Annotated in this window: 12 protein-coding genes, 1 tRNA gene and 1 pseudogene; 1 reads left to right on the top strand and 13 read right to left on the bottom strand. The window is 60.2% G+C overall.

Translation table 11 applies throughout. The features are described 5' to 3' along the window. Nucleotides 1–2: 2 nt before the first annotated feature. The 12 genes and pseudogenes from ATN37_RS15725 to ATN37_RS15670 form a co-directional block, all read right to left on the bottom strand. Nucleotides 3–1,721, bottom strand: coding sequence for an urease subunit alpha (locus ATN37_RS15725; RefSeq protein WP_003943847.1), 1,719 nt, complete (start codon nucleotides 1,719–1,721; stop codon nucleotides 3–5). Nucleotides 1,722–1,756: 35 nt separating this feature from the next. Next, nucleotides 1,757–2,194: an urease subunit beta gene (locus ATN37_RS15720; protein ID WP_003943812.1), complete on the bottom strand. Its 438-nt coding sequence runs from the start codon at nucleotides 2,192–2,194 to the stop codon at nucleotides 1,757–1,759. Between the two features lie 29 nt (nucleotides 2,195–2,223). Continuing rightward, nucleotides 2,224–2,526: an urease subunit gamma gene (locus ATN37_RS15715; RefSeq protein ID WP_007731718.1), complete on the bottom strand. Its 303-nt coding sequence runs from the start codon at nucleotides 2,524–2,526 to the stop codon at nucleotides 2,224–2,226. 51 nt (nucleotides 2,527–2,577) lie between these two features. Next, entirely contained in the window at nucleotides 2,578–4,263 is a 1,686-nt protein-coding gene (gene amt / locus ATN37_RS15710; RefSeq protein ID WP_218695369.1) for an ammonium transporter, read from the bottom strand. Nucleotides 4,264–4,832: 569 nt separating this feature from the next. Then, nucleotides 4,833–5,828, bottom strand: coding sequence for a squalene cyclase (locus ATN37_RS15705; RefSeq protein WP_209448258.1), 996 nt, complete (start codon nucleotides 5,826–5,828; stop codon nucleotides 4,833–4,835). A 92-nt stretch (nucleotides 5,829–5,920) separates the two neighbouring features. Continuing rightward, a pseudogene (locus ATN37_RS15700) lies at nucleotides 5,921–6,160 on the bottom strand (hypothetical protein); the annotation flags it as partial. A 330-nt stretch (nucleotides 6,161–6,490) separates the two neighbouring features. Next, complete coding sequence (locus ATN37_RS15695) at nucleotides 6,491–7,168, bottom strand: SMI1/KNR4 family protein (RefSeq protein WP_007731739.1); 678 nt, start codon at nucleotides 7,166–7,168, stop codon at nucleotides 6,491–6,493. 1,022 nt (nucleotides 7,169–8,190) lie between these two features. Then, on the bottom strand, nucleotides 8,191–10,359 hold the full coding sequence (locus tag ATN37_RS15690) for a hypothetical protein (protein ID WP_209448257.1): 2,169 nt from the start codon (nucleotides 10,357–10,359) through the stop codon (nucleotides 8,191–8,193). Then, nucleotides 10,356–10,694: a hypothetical protein gene (locus ATN37_RS15685; RefSeq protein ID WP_020968151.1), complete on the bottom strand. Its 339-nt coding sequence runs from the start codon at nucleotides 10,692–10,694 to the stop codon at nucleotides 10,356–10,358. The genes ATN37_RS15690 and ATN37_RS15685 overlap by 4 nt, the downstream gene beginning before the upstream one ends. A gap of 62 nt (nucleotides 10,695–10,756) precedes the next feature. Further along, nucleotides 10,757–11,149, bottom strand: coding sequence for a hypothetical protein (locus tag ATN37_RS15680; protein WP_209448256.1), 393 nt, complete (start codon nucleotides 11,147–11,149; stop codon nucleotides 10,757–10,759). A 90-nt stretch (nucleotides 11,150–11,239) separates the two neighbouring features. Then, nucleotides 11,240–11,923 (bottom strand): MspA family porin, encoded by a 684-nt coding sequence (locus ATN37_RS15675; RefSeq protein ID WP_020968149.1) that lies wholly within the window; start codon nucleotides 11,921–11,923, stop codon nucleotides 11,240–11,242. Nucleotides 11,924–12,513: 590 nt separating this feature from the next. Beyond that, nucleotides 12,514–13,365, bottom strand: a complete 852-nt coding sequence (locus tag ATN37_RS15670; RefSeq protein WP_223257880.1) for a glycoside hydrolase family 43 protein — start codon at nucleotides 13,363–13,365, stop codon at nucleotides 12,514–12,516. Nucleotides 13,366–13,616: 251 nt separating this feature from the next. Between ATN37_RS15670 and ATN37_RS15665 the strand changes: the two genes are divergently transcribed. After that, a complete protein-coding gene (locus tag ATN37_RS15665) occupies nucleotides 13,617–14,111 on the top strand; it encodes a DUF1877 family protein (protein WP_209448255.1) in 495 nt (164 codons plus the stop codon). Nucleotides 14,112–14,192: 81 nt separating this feature from the next. Here ATN37_RS15665 and ATN37_RS15660 read toward each other — a convergent pair. After that, a tRNA-Ser gene (locus tag ATN37_RS15660) sits at nucleotides 14,193–14,282 on the bottom strand. Nucleotides 14,283–14,324 lie beyond the last annotated feature (42 nt).

The raw sequence follows: 14,324 nt of genomic DNA, 5'->3' as shown, positions 1-14,324 counted from the left end.
CCCTAACTGAAGAAGTAAAGTTGGTTCAAGCGAATGGATTCGGCAGGTTCGACGTATGCGTGGACGCCGTCCGCAGTCACCGCGAAGGTCTCCGGGTCCACCTTGATTTCCGGAGTGGCCGAGTTGCGAACCAGATCACGCTTGGTGACTGTTCTGGTCCCCTCGACAGCAACAACCTGACGTTCGAGACCGAGCCGATCCTTGATACCGTCGTCGAGTGCCGCTCGCGAGACGAACGAGACCGAACTCTGCGGCAACGCCTTGCCGAATCCACCGAACATCGGCCGGTAGATCACCGGCTGTGGTGTCGGGAGCGACGCATTCGGATCTCCCATGGCGTGCCAGCTGATCAGACCGTTCTTGATGATCGTCTTCGGCTTCGCGCCGAAGAATGCGGGCTCCCAGAGAACAAGATCCGCCATCTTCCCGACACCGATCGACCCGACCACATGCGAAAGACCGAACGTCAACGCTGGATTGATCGTGACCTTCGCGACGTAGCGCAACACGCGGAAGTTGTCGTGTGTCGGTGAATCCTCTGGCAGCTTTCCGCGGGACCGCTTCATGCAGTCCGCTGTTTGGATCGCGCGAAGCCAGTTTTCTCCGACGCGGCCCATCGCCTGCGAGTCACTCGAGAACATCGAGATGACGCCCATGTCCTGCAGTACGTTCTCGGCACCGATCGTCTCCGCGCGAACGCGAGACTCGGCAAACGAAACATCCGAGGGCACTTTGGGATTGAGGTTGTGACAGACCATGATCATGTCGAAGAGCTCGGCCTGAGTGTTGATGCCGTACGGCAACGTCGGATTGGTCGACGCCGGAAGTACGTTGTCCTCGCCCGTCACCCGCAGAATGTCGGGTGCGTGACCGCCGCCCGCACCCTCGCTGTGATAGGTGTGAATGGTACGGCCTTCGAAGGCCGCGATGGTGTCCTCGACGTATCCGGCCTCATTGAGGGTATCCGTGTGAATGGCGACCTGAACGTCCATTTCGTCTGCCACCCGAAGAGACTCACGAATTGTGGCCGGTGTCGCGCCCCAGTCCTCGTGGACCTTCAGACCGGCCGCACCGGCCTTGATCTGTTCGACCAGCGACTGATGCCCGGACGAGTTCCCCTTGCCCAACATGCAGACGTTGACCGGCAAACCCTCGTTGGCCTTGAGCATCATCTCCATGTTCCAGATACCGGAAGTGATGGTGGTGCCGTTGGTTCCGTCGGTCGGGCCGATACCACCACCGATCAGCGTCGTCACTCCCCCACTGAGTGCGTGGTACGCCTGCTGTGGTGACACGAGGTGAACGTGTGGATCGATGCCGGCGGCAGTGAGGATCATCTGCTCACCGGAAATCGCGTCGGTCGCCGGACCGGTGGTCAGCCCCGGGGTGACACCTTCCATCGTGCTGGAGTTTCCCGCCTTGCCCCAGCCAACGATCTTGCCGTCCTTGATTCCCACGTCTGCCTTGACGACGCCGATGGTTGCATCGACGATGACCACGTTGGTGATCACGAGGTCGAGGGCACCGTCGATGCTGCACGACTCCGGATCCTGGCCCATGCCGTCGCGCAGCGTCTTGCCGCCGCCGTAGATCGACTCGTCGCCGATCGTTCGAAGATCTTCCTCGACCTCGATGTACAGGTCGGTATTACCCAGCCTGATCTGGTCACCCGTGGTGACCCCGAACAGACCCGAATACTCTTGTCTCGAAATGCTTGTCATGGGTGTTGCTCTCCTTCGTCCGCCGTGAACGAGAATCAGTCGGTTTGAGGTTCGGACAGGAAGCCGAGTTCTTCGGCACGCTGGACGGCTCCGGGAAGCCTCGGCCGGTAGGCGGCGTGGGTCGGCGCCCAACCGTCGACAAGTCCGTTGAAGCCTTGCACTCGTTGCTTGCCGCCGAACGGCACCAACGTCACTTCCTTCTCGTCGCCCGGCTCGAACCTGACCGCCGTGCCCGCGGGAATGTCGAGGCGCCAGCCGAAGGACTGTTCACGATCGAAGGACAACGCGCGATTGACTTCCATGAAGTGGTAGTGCGAACCCACCTGGATGGGACGGTCACCGGTGTTTCGGACTCGCAACTTCAAACGTGGACGGCCCTCGTTGAGTTCGATCGGCTCGTCCCGCAACACGTATCCGCCGACCGGCACTTTCTTCTCGCCGCCGGAATCCTTCTTCGTCGATTTGCTTGCCATCTTGGAGTGCTCCTGACATCTCGGTCGGGCTACTGGATCGGAGAGTGCACGGTGACGAGCCGGCTACCGTCGAGGAACACCGCCTCGACCTGCACACGTGGAATCATCTCCGCCACACCGTCCATCACGTCGTCGACCGTCAAGGCGTGCGATGCGTCGGCCATGACCTCCTCGAGAGTCTTGCCCTCCCGAGCTCCCTCCAGGGCGGCTGCAGTGATAACTGCGACGGACTCCGGGTGATTGAGTTTGAGCCCCTTTGCCTTTCGCCTCAGTGCGACATCCGCCAACATGAGGATTGTCAGCTTGTCGAGTTCTCGCGGTGTCAGATGCATTCTGAACGCTCCTTGTCGATCATGCGGTAACTCCCTGTCGTCGAATACATGTCAGCTCCCCTGTTCCGTCGCTTCGGTGAGAGGTTCGGCCGCTTGCTGGACGAAACCGCTCCTCCTGCCGCCCGAGTACTCGTTGATCGCGTCCAGAACCGCCTGTGCATGTTCCGAGGCGACCAGCACCTCGACACGCAACCGCTCGGTGAACACGACGTCGTTGCGTTGTCCGCGGAACTTGAGCGAGGCCGAGTCACTCGCGGAGACATGCGCTTCCGATACGACTATCGACTCCGCTCCGGCGGCCAGCAGCGCCTCCCGTAGCTTCTCGGACTCGATGGTCTGCAATACCGCGGTGATGAGTTCGTGCTTCGGGGCGCCGAGGTTCGGAACAAGTTTTGCCCCCTCGACCAGGACCCCCGAGTCGAACCCGCTGGTCTGCGGCGCACCACCCGCGTCCACGAATGCGGCGTTGTAGCGGTATGCGTCCATGCCTTGCTGACGACGGTCGATGTCCACCTGGTCTTTCGGGGCCAGCTTGAGACCGATGGTCTTCTCGATGCCCGTGGCGATCAGCCAGGTCACCACGAACGAGAAAGCGATGACGACGATCAACGCCAGCGCCTGCTCGCCGAGTAGTCCTGCCCCGCCGCCGAAGAAGAGTCCGTCGCGGCCGATCGAATTGATGGCTTTTTCGCCGAACAAACCGAGAAGGAGTGAACCGAGGATGCCGCCGATGAAGTGGACCGCGATGACGTCGAGCGCGTCGTCGAACTTGAAGATCGACTTGAGCGCGAGCGCGAAGTGGCAGACCAGTCCGGCAAGCGCGCCGATCGCCAACGCGGAGAAGGTGCTGACGAAGCCGGCGCAAGGGGTGACGGTCGCGAGACCGGCTACCGCGCCGGTGATTCCGCCGATCGCCGTGGCCTTGCCCTCGGTGTACCTTTCGATGACGAGCCAGACGACCATACCGCCCGCTGCGGCGATGTGAGTGTTCATCAAGGCTTGTGCCGCAACACCATCGGCGGCCAATCCGTCGCCTGCGTTGAATCCGAACCAGCCGAACCACAGGATGCCTGCGCCGATCAACGCCAGAGGCACCGAGTGCGGGACTGCCTCGGCGTTGGGCCATCCCGGACGTTTACCGACCACCAGCAAGATTGCCAGGGCGGCGGCGCCGGCGGATGCGTGGACGACAATTCCGCCGGCCCAGTCCTGAGCTCCGCGGAGCGCCAACCAGCCTTCGGGATTGAAGAGCCAGTGCGCAATCGGGGGGTAGACGATGATCGACCACAGCATGAGCAGAACGGCCCAGCCCAAGGGCTTGAGCCGGTTTGCGGTCGCACCGGTGATCAGCGCGGGCGTGATGATCGCGAACATCATCTGATAGACCACGAACGCCAGAGTCGGTACCGCGACTGCACCTTCGATCAGGTGGAAGCCCGGGGCGGCGGCTGTGTGTATGTCCTGCAAGCCGAACAATTTGAGGTCACCGAGGAAGCCGGAACCCCAGTCTCCACTGAACGCGAAGCTGTATCCGAACACGACCCAGGTAATCGAGACGAGTCCGAGTGGGACGAGGTTCTGCTGCAACATGACGAGCGCACTGCTACCACGCACCAGACCGGCGTAGAAGAAGGCGAGTCCGGGAACCATGAAGAGAACCAGACCCGCGGAGATCAGCACCCACGCCGTGTCCCCACTATCTATCACTGCTTCGGCTAACACCATTTCCATCGACATCGACGACCTCCGAGCATTATTCGGACCTGAACAAAGTCATTGGTTAGAGCAGCAATTCGCGATGTTCCGGTTCGCTGCGACAGTTACGCTACGCCCCATAGTTGCACCTTCTCAGCAAAATCGGGGGAACATCCGGTTTTCACGTTTAGTAGAGCATTGTTCTGGGAAAAGATGGGACTTTGCCTAAACATTGCGGACGCTCCACAACCTACAATTGCGAGACTAAATCTCGCCGAAAGTGGTTTAAGTCCTGCAAAATGGGGAACTTAGCCGCAGGTGAGCGCCACTTTCGGAGCAGAAATGCCGTTTCCAGCTCGGGACTTAGCTCCCTAACCAAGACAATCGCGAGCACCTTATGCGATTACCAACGTCGGTGACCCGCCTATCCAATCGGGTAGGTAATTTCACCGAACATCTTCTCACCTGTTCAGATGATTAACCTTCACCGCACTGAGGGCAATCCTGTCGTTAATATGTTCTTCATCCGTACTGGATATTTCGACCGGAAAGTCGAAGATCACCTTTCGATAACCTTTAAAGGTGAAATAATTTTCGCTGTAACTATTTTGTTATGCAGAACCTAGAGGGGAGGATTGATCCCACCAGGCGAGCACTCGGATGCCGGACAAAGTCAGCCACTTCGACGGCTCCCCCGCCTTTGTGTCGACCTCGAACCACACCCGCCCCGGTTGGCGACCGGCCTGGAGCCACGTCCCATCCGAGGCTCGAGCGGCCCGGATCATCTCGATCGCGTCCGCCATTCGCGGATCAGGCTCATTTCCATCCGACAACGACGCTTCGCGGAAGTAGTCGGCTGCGTTGAGCACGTTGTAACGCCACCGGAACGGGTACGCGAACCGGCCGATCCAGTCCCCCACCGGTTCCCCGGTCGAGAGTCTCCGGAACAGACCGCGCTGCAGCAAGAATTCCTCACCGGATCGTCGAGCCGCGCGCGTCTCAATTGTTCCCCCGGTCGCGATCTCGTACGCGAGAAGCCCTTTGAGTGAATTGAGGGTCGAATGGAACGACGATCGGGTCGAACCTTCGATCCACTCGCAGTTCCAACCACCATCCGGAAGTTGATGCCGCACAAACCAATCAGCCAGTTCATCAACGCGCATGTCGAGCCACACACCGTTTGCCACCGTCCAGGCGTTGATGCAGCAATCGACCTCACCGTCCCAGTACGGCCGGCCCTCGTACTCCCAGCGACAGTTCTCCGCGAGCAGTTCTGCGGTACGACGCTCCCGCAGAACACTGGCGTCGAGGCCCCACTCCCGCAATGAGTTGAGCGTCCAGGTTGTTGCCGTCCAGGGTTGCGAACTTTGTTCTGCTGCTTCGGGTCCCGCAAAGTCGAATTCAGCCGGGAAGAACGCCCCACCCGCCCATTGGCCGTCTCGGTCCTGCAATGAAAGCAGGCGTGCACCAAATCCTTCGGTGGCGATCGACGCGCGCGTCGCCGCCCACACAGTGGGCGCTTCGTTCACCAGGTCGCGCTCCACCTGCCACCGAATCGCTGGATCCGAATCGAGGAGCCACGCGAGCAAGTCGATTCGGGATGCCATCTGGCAATACTATCGAAAGGCGAAGCAGGCCATCCGGTTAACACATTTCTCGCCGTCTGATGCAATGGTGAACTCCGGACCCGTTGCGTGGCCTACACCGGATAACCCAACGCCGCCCGCACCGCCACGATGTCGGCGGCAGCGACCTCCATTGGCTTGTCCCCCAACCGAACCAACGTGCCAATGGGCAGTTCCTCCACCACCGCAGATTGGGGGAGTTTGCTGCGATCGAACGTAACTCCTGAATGGAAGTATGTTTCCCATCCCACCTCCACCTCACCTTTCGACCGATTCTGAAGGTGCCGGTAGTCGCCGATGCTCCACCGAGCCCGAACTGCCCACGATCGCGTCGCCGGGTACGTTGCGCTGAGGCGATGATTCGGTCCGGTGGTAGAGCACGGTGACACGAGAGGCCCAGATATCGGCCTGCCCCCGTACGACCCTTAACGCCAGCGCAATCAGCGATTCGTCGGCAATGGTGCAGGAAAACGAGTCGATGCGTGAGGTACCCCCGAAACCGATCATGACCTCGAGATCCCTTTTGGTCAGACAAATTGATCATCTGCTCTTTGGAGACTGGATCCGAGGCACGTGCCACGTGGGGCAAGACCGCACACAAATTGCTTAGACTGTCTCCAGTCTGGCTATCCAAGGCGCAGGCTCTAGGCACCGAGTCCGACGTTGGTCCAGATATCAAGGTAAGTGGAGTAATCGACCAGTTCAGGGGGTTCCGTCAATGACCACACAACACCCCTTGTCGATTCCTCACCAAAGTACAAGCAAAGATAACCGCCGCCGCCCGATCTGAATGTCGCGATGCAACGAGCCGGATCTGGGTACTCTTCAGGGGACAGCCCGTCCAGAATAGACCATTCAAAGCTGTCAATTCGAAACATATCTTCAAGAGGCAGTGGCCCGACAGTCTTACCGGCAATATAGTACCAACCGTTGTGCAAATTTGAATAGAAATTCTTTAGACTGGAGGGGAATTTACTCCAATACCCTGAAAGTTCATCACCATCCACTACCGGTGGCGTACCCAAATAGTAGAGATCGGTCCCGTCTGCCATTTTAATTTTATATAGAAGAAAGAACCTATTTTCAGACCTGAGCAACCGCACATCAGATAGATTATCTTTAATGTTTCTGTAAGTGTCGCCCAATATCGGTCGCCCAAATACGTCCCATTGGTCCAATATCCCAGAAATTCGAGCTGCAACGTCACCATTTAGTGCATCCAACCAATAATTCGGAAGCGCCATACGTTCAAGTGGTGTCAAGTCGTCAATCTCCGCAAGCACGGGCGAGTCGACACACCGCGAAATCTTGACCAGATCCACTACTGAACTCCATTCAATATATTAGATATCATTAACTATCCAGACGAGGCGGATGCTCGAAAAATGGGATGAGCTGCAGGGACTAGGGGAAGAGGACTACCGCTCGCGATGGCGCTGACAGCTACTGAATTGGGCTGCGCGAAGAGCAGCTTCGAGCCATCGATCATCCTGGTTACTGTACAGCTTGCGCAAACCGGGCAGGTGTACGCCGCCATGTGGAAAGTACTGTTTCCCACGGCATCTCACTACAAGCTGTTCGGGTACGCGCGAGGGTGGTATCAAGGACAAAGCGCTCTACGCGCCGGCTCAGGTGTTGACCTGATTTCCGTCAGAATCGGTATCTCGTGCTTGGCGGTCAGTGTCTTTGTAGTGCAATTTGTCGTACCTGTTTACCGGAGGTGCATCCTTCTGCTCGCGGTAGAGCGCCCGTGTCAGCCAAGCACCGAAAACATCGTTGAATCCGGTGGGATGCCTTCGCGTGAGGAAGGGGGTCCACCACCACGCCACGAACACAGCAGCGAAACCGCACAAGAGGACAGGTCCGAGAATCGACCGCTGTGGAGCGGTGAGCCAAGCGAAAACGATGGTAAGGATCGACGAACTCCAGTAAATCGTTCTCGCATGACTGCGGTACATCACGTAGGGCGTAGATACGATCAACGCCACAGCCCCTGCAGCAATCGCACAAATCGCATAAAAGGTGGTCATGGTGCCGGTTCCGCTTGAGGAACGGTGTGTCGTCGGTATATGGAACTCTTCGGGAGAAAACGCAAAACGAGGACCGCCGCAGTGCCCGCGACAGCGCCGATCCGGGTGGTCGAATTGTCAGTCACGAGGAACACCATCCCACTCGCAGCCGTCAACGAAACGGCCAAGGTTATCGCGCCCCGCATCGGATTGCCTGCTGCGGCATCAAGCGCCGACAGCACCCCCGAGGCTAGGCAGAATGCAATGGCAGCGATCAGCAGGTAATGCACGGTCTCAGTCCCTTCTCTTGGAGCGATCGATCATTGTCTAAGGCTTCAATCAAATGATCGGCCTGCCCGGGTACCCAAGTATGCCCCGAGTAGCGATCCTCCGATTGCACCGATTCCGCCCCCGACTGCGGCACCTATCGGGCCGCCGAGAAACCCGCCGAGTGCGGCGCCACCTTTGCCGCCTGCCCATCCCAATGCGATTGCGCCACCGGAATTTCCCACAGTTTCGCCACGTGGCGCGCCTTCGCGCCACTTGATGACACCCGAGGCAACCTCAACTGCCACCGATAATCTGCTTAAAACAGTACCCACTGCCGCCGACCGAGCGGCCTGCGCAGCGCTCGGGAGCGAACCAGCATGATGCACACCGGTGTTCGCAAGGGCGCCCGCAGATTGCAAGCCCGAGGCGGGGCCACCGAGCGCGGTGCTGCCTTTACTCAAGACAGTTGCGATCTCGGAATCTGTATAGCCGCGGTCCCGCATCTGATCCACCTGCCATTGCAGGTCGTCAAGTTGTTGCTGTGCGGTCAGAGGGACGTTGCCAGTGAAGTCAGCAGGTACGTCGCCATGGGCGAGCGCCCGTTGGTTCGCGGCCCTCTGCGCGGGGCCGATCAAACCGTTGTTGGGATCAGAGTCAAAGATCCCGAATGGTAATTCCATTGGAGGATCTGGCTGCGTCTGCGTTTCCATGTCGAGGTTGTCGAGTGGGTTCCACGGAGGCTCGCTCGCTGTACCCCCGGGTGTATCGGTGCCCGAGTCGGTCGGCGATCCGATATCGAACGGCAGTGGTGTTGTCGGTGCCGGCTGCGTCGGGGCGTCCATGTCGAGGTTGTCGAGTGGGTTCCACGGAGGCTCGCTCGTATCGGTGCCCGAGTCGGTCGGCGATCCGATATCGAACGGCAGAGGCGTTGTCGGTGCCGGCTGCGTCGGCGGATCCATGTCGAGATTGCCCAGTGGGTCGATCCCGCCGACGTCGTTGTAGGGGGAGTCTGTCGGGACGTTGACCATGACCGGTCCGCCGGACTGGTTGACGACCTCACCGCCGCCTTGAAGGGGTGTAGCGGTGACGTCTCGTCCGGTGACCGGGTCGCTGCCGCCGTAGGGGCCGTCAGCAGTGACCGGGTAGATGACGCCCGGGGTCGGGATAACGACTTGGTAGAGCTTGCCGTCACGGATCTCGTAGTAGGTGGGAACCGGATCGCCGTTGACGTCGTACGCCCACGCAGCGGCAACGGTGCCCTGCAAGTCTCCGTTCGCGTCGTAGACACCGACGGACCCGTCGTCGTTGATGCTCATGTGTCCGCCGGGTGGTAGGTCGACCACCATTTCAGCTTCATGCGAGGAGGTTTCGTCGTGAATGAGGAAGATGGTGCGTTGTCCGCCACCTGGGTCGGGGATGACCACGACGTCCTGACCGCCGACGAAATACGGCATGAACGGTTTCGCGACCGTACCGACTACCTGGGAGAGAACCGACTCCCACGGACGCGCGCTCACACGCGCACTGAACGGTCCCGGCCGCCCCCTCACTCTCATACCCGCAGCGGTGAACGCCGCGGCCCCGACGAGGACCAGTTCGAGATACCGGTCACGGCCCGAGTCCTCCCCGGCGGTGGAAACATCTGCTGCCGGGTCCGGAACCGTTTGGGCCGGTGCGATATTCGAATCCGAATCCGCGGGGATCGGTCCGGGACCACGATCGGTGGTGGTTCCCTCACCCGGGGTGGGTGTGGGTGAGGGAACCGCTGATGCCGATGCATTGGGGAATGCACCGACACCAGTTTCCGAGGCCGGGGCCTCGGAAGCAATGGGCGGAACCTCGATCGTCGGAACCGGGACGATGGGGGTGCCGTTGTAGGTGGGAAAGTTCGTCGGAGCATTGGCCCCGACATTCGGGCCACCGCCTGGAGCCTGCACACCGGGGAGCCCGACCGTGGTCGTCGGCGCAGCTGTCGACGTCGTGGACGGCGCGCTCAGGCACGGGTTGATGATCTCTGGCGGGATGGGCGCGCCAGGTGGCAGCGACGCAATGAGATTCAGGTAGATCTGATGATCACGTGCCCGCACCGCCGCGCAGTCTTCTTCCGGCGTCGCGTTCGCCGGAGCGGCGGAGAGTGCGATTCCCGCACCGATCACTCCGGCCGCTCCGGTCAACAGCGCCCCGGCGGCAAGCACTCCCGCGAGAGTCCGGCGAAGTCGTCTACCGGACTTCACCGGTGCGCACCACGATTGTCACTCTTCTTCGTTCGGAGTAGCGCGATGAGTTTGTCTGCGCCCCAACAGAACAACCGTCCGGAGATCGACATCCACAAGAAGAATGCCAGGTAAACCAGGATCGTCCCGTAGTCGTTCGCCCAGCCGGCGAGCTTCCCGATCACCGCGAATGCCGCGATCAGCAACCCCAGTCCGACTGCGGTGGCGATCACAGCCTTGGAAAGTGGACTGAGTTCGCTGTCCGGATCCCAGTCATCAACGTCTGCAACGTCTTTACTATCGACCGCAGTGGATTCCGACTGGACACTGCGGCGTTCGGCGTTGTTGACGGTCATGGCTGGAACTCCAAATAGGAAGGGAGAGCGGGGACAACGGGTCGCCGACGTTCGGCCTGGTATCAGTTCCAGTACTGCTCCGTCAGCACTATGTGCCCCTCACTGGCGGGGTGATTCGGGTCGGAGACAAAGACATTGGCATGCCCACCACGCGCGGCTGCTTCACCGAGCACAGCTCCTTCGAGGGCGTCGACCTTGCCATCGGTAACAGTTATCGCGGAACCAGGCGCCAACCAGACCCCCCTCAGCGAACCTGGAACGATGTTCGCAATCGCATCAGGAATCGGGCTCGCCGCCAATGCCGCGGTTTCCGCATTCGAGAGCGACAGACCGATCCGGCCATGTTCCGGTTCGACGATCGGAGTTGCGGCAGATGCCACGCCGGCGCCGAGAACACCGAACAGGGCGATACCTGCGGTGAGAGTTCCGGCAGTGGCCAAGGTACGAATCTTCATGATTTCTCCTTTGTGGGCGTGATGAGTAACCACCCCTGGACGGGGCGGATCGGGAATAGTCGCCAGCAGCGCTGACGACGGCTGCGTGGGTTAGAGCCAGGTGGGATCGGAGTACACGAACAACGTGTTGTCGGACGTCGCCGTCGACACCGAGAGTTGTGCGTACGAGCGGATCGTCACCGGCCCCATGCACGCATCAACCTTCACGTGCACGTTCTCTGCCGTGATCGACGCCTTCGACGACTCGAGATCCTTCTTCCCCAACGGAATCGTCGTGATCGTGCCCGGCGCAATCGTCGACTGAATACTCGGATTCACCGACGCATTCACACCCACGTTCGCCGACGGGACACCCGAAATGCTCACACCGACAGACGGGCCGAGCGAAAAGCCAAGCCCCAAGCCAAGTCCGGAGGAAACATCGATCTGGCAGCCGATCTGCAATCCCTGCTCGACATAACCGGTCTTCACCGCCGAATCGCCCGCACCACCGATCGTGCCGGTCACCTTCGCCGACACGAACCCCTCACGAGTGAACGCCGTCGTCGCCAGATTCGGCACCGGATTCGCCGACAGTTTCGTGGCGGCAAGATCCAACGACCAGCCGTCATCGGTGACCGTACTCGCGAATTTGTCCGCCAACGCCGTCGGCGTTGCCGATGCGCTCCCTGCGAAGACCACACCCGACGACAGCGCGGCAACCGCACACGCCGCGAGCCCTACCGCGGCCCTCGATCGACGGTGGGATACGCCGTTTTGCGATTCGATCGACATGAACTGCTCCTCCACGTGACACAGCAACCAGAGCGGTAGCCGACAACTAACTGAATTAGTTACCGGACGGTACCAATCGTCCTGTTTGCCCGCCAGCGCGCCATCTCCCCCATCTTGGATTTAGGGTGAACTTTCGGTAACAGATATATATCGACAGGCTTATCAGCAGCGAAAAGGACCTAGGTCCTACTATGAGCAAGGTCACCGTTTACGGACGAGAAGATCCCTCAGAAACAGTGCGGCAAATCGAATTGAATCCGCATTTCGCGGGCCTCAGAGCAGTTGGAGACCGAAAGTGCGGGCATCAAGCCAGTGCGCGTACTTGAATATGAAACCAACAGGCATTACTTGGCAATCAATCGTGAAGTACGGCGCCCGAGCGGGGCCTGGGAGCGCAACTCTGCACAGCTCACGCGGAGATACTCACTTCGTGGTCGGCGCGAACTCGTCGGACCCACTGGCATCGCATCGTTAGCTTGTCAATCACTGATTAGCGCAGGCGACGCACACAAGTAGTACGCAAGTACGAGAAAAGGCTCTGACCAAGACCGGAGTCCTTGATCAGAGCCTTACCAACTCGGGGTCGAAAGTTATGCCGGTTCTCTCATGATGCCGAGATGCCGTGCAGTCCCGGACACCCCAGGAACCTCTTGCACAGGAGACCAGGTGTTCAGCCCGTCCGTGCTGTCGGAGTAGAGATACTTACCTTCGGTATAGGCGTCGAGATAGATCCGCCAGTCGCCGCTCGGCAACTGAACCACGGCCGGACCTTCGACAAGCGAACCCCAATTCCCTGGCGGGACAAACGAATAAGGTCCCGTCACCGAAGGAGCGACCGCATGCTCGACGACCTTCTTCGTCTCGTTCTTGGTGAACGCATGATAGGTCGATCCGACTTTGACCACGGTGGTGTCGATGTGGTCCGCACCGATCCCGGCGAGCGGAACAGGCGGGCTCCACAACCGGAGCGACGGTTCCAACGCCGTCATCAGATACGGCACAAATCCTCCACCGGTCGACATCGACAGGATGACGTTGACGCGATCGCCGTCCACAAACCATTCAGGCGCCCAGGCCTTGGTGACGAATGGTGACAGCGACGGTCCGTCGCTGAAACCAGCCGAACCCGAGAAGCCCGGGGGGCTCGCAGAACCGGTGCCATCTCCCGTACCAGGCATCAAGGCGCAGCAAAACGGAACCGGATAGTTCCCCAGCGGCGTCCAGTTGATGCGGTCGCTGCTGCGTGCAAACCCGATGTTCGCCCCACCACCCGTCGTGTAGGTGAGGTAGTACAACCCGTCCGTGTTCCGGAAGATGCTCGGATCACGCACGAGCCCAGATGGCGGCCTGTACGCCGACTGCTGGACGAGTTGAAAGCCGGTGCCGTCAGCCGACTCGTAGACATCCATGTCACGGTCGCTGGCATTGCTGAACGCCACCATTGTGTATTTCCAGTCAGGCGGCGGCGCGGCGCTGCTGGCAGGGGCTGCGACCAGCAACCCCGCGACGACGAGGATCACCAGCGATACAACAGAAAGGCCGGTCCGTTTTGTCGGAATCACCGATGAAGTATGTATGACAGCAGGCCCTCCATGGGTAACTTCGGTCGGAGGCAGAGCAGGATCGTTACCTAAGTCGATTCGTCTTGTAGTGACGGCGGGACGGCGGCAAGGTCGGCCGTTAGCATCACGCCATGGAACTTGGAGTGCATTTCGCGCTGTCAGACAGCGTGGCAGCGGAACTTCTGGACGCGCGCGGCGACGACGACAAACTCGGCGCTGTGGTCGAGGACATCGAGGAGACGGGCCGATCCGAGTTCTCGAGCGACACGGACAAGGCGTGGGATCCGATCCTGTGCGCCCTCTCCAGCACGGGGTACGAGCGCGTGTCCGAGAACTGGCCGGCCTACGGCGTGATCTTGGGGGACGAAGACCTCAACACCGACACCGACGACCAACTCGTCACCTACCTGGCACCCGATCGGGTCGCCGAAGTCTCCTCGTACCTGGCGGAAATCACCGAATCCGAGTTCGGCGTGCGCTACGACGCGATGCCGCTCGACGACCGCAACCCGGAGTACGGCTCCGACGAGCGCGGGTACGCCTGGGGCTGGCTTCAGGAAGTGGCGGACTTTTTCCAGCGCGCGGCCCGAGAGCGTCGCCACGTGGTATTCACCGTGCGGTTCTGACGCCCACTACCCAAGCAGTGTGACTCCGAAAACAGTAAAGGCTCTGACCTGGACCGAAGTCCGAGGTCAGAGCCTTTGCTTTGGCGGAAGCGGAGGGATTTGAACCCCCGGTGGGTTTAACGCCACGCTCGCTTTCAAGGCGAGTGCATTCGGCCGCTCTGCCACGCTTCCGTGGGCGATCCTATCGGGTGTTCCCACGGACCGCGAAAACGG

The sequence above is a fragment of the Rhodococcus sp. MH15 genome, assembly GCF_019266045.1.
Classification (GTDB): Bacteria; Actinomycetota; Actinomycetes; order Mycobacteriales; family Mycobacteriaceae; genus Rhodococcus_F; species Rhodococcus_F qingshengii.
Note: the sequence above shows the minus strand (reverse complement) of the source record. Positions and strands in the feature narration are given on the sequence as shown.

Bases quoted from the DNA above. Each gene is read 5' to 3' on its own strand.
- ATN37_RS15725 (WP_003943847.1), bottom strand. From the start codon at position 1,721: ATGACAAGCATTTCGAGACAAGAGTATTCGGGTCTGTTCGGGGTCACC.
- ATN37_RS15720 (WP_003943812.1), bottom strand. From the start codon at position 2,194: ATGGCAAGCAAATCGACGAAGAAGGATTCCGGCGGCGAGAAGAAAGTG.
- ATN37_RS15715 (WP_007731718.1), bottom strand. From the start codon at position 2,526: ATGCATCTGACACCGCGAGAACTCGACAAGCTGACAATCCTCATGTTG.
- amt (WP_218695369.1), bottom strand. From the start codon at position 4,263: ATGTCGATGGAAATGGTGTTAGCCGAAGCAGTGATAGATAGTGGGGAC.
- ATN37_RS15705 (WP_209448258.1), bottom strand. From the start codon at position 5,828: ATGGCATCCCGAATCGACTTGCTCGCGTGGCTCCTCGATTCGGATCCA.
- ATN37_RS15685 (WP_020968151.1), bottom strand. From the start codon at position 10,694: ATGACCGTCAACAACGCCGAACGCCGCAGTGTCCAGTCGGAATCCACT.
- ATN37_RS15680 (WP_209448256.1), bottom strand. From the start codon at position 11,149: ATGAAGATTCGTACCTTGGCCACTGCCGGAACTCTCACCGCAGGTATC.
- ATN37_RS15675 (WP_020968149.1), bottom strand. From the start codon at position 11,923: ATGTCGATCGAATCGCAAAACGGCGTATCCCACCGTCGATCGAGGGCC.
- ATN37_RS15670 (WP_223257880.1), bottom strand. From the start codon at position 13,365: ATGGTGGCGTTCAGCAATGCCAGCGACCGTGACATGGATGTCTACGAG.
- ATN37_RS15665 (WP_209448255.1), top strand. From the start codon at position 13,617: ATGGAACTTGGAGTGCATTTCGCGCTGTCAGACAGCGTGGCAGCGGAA.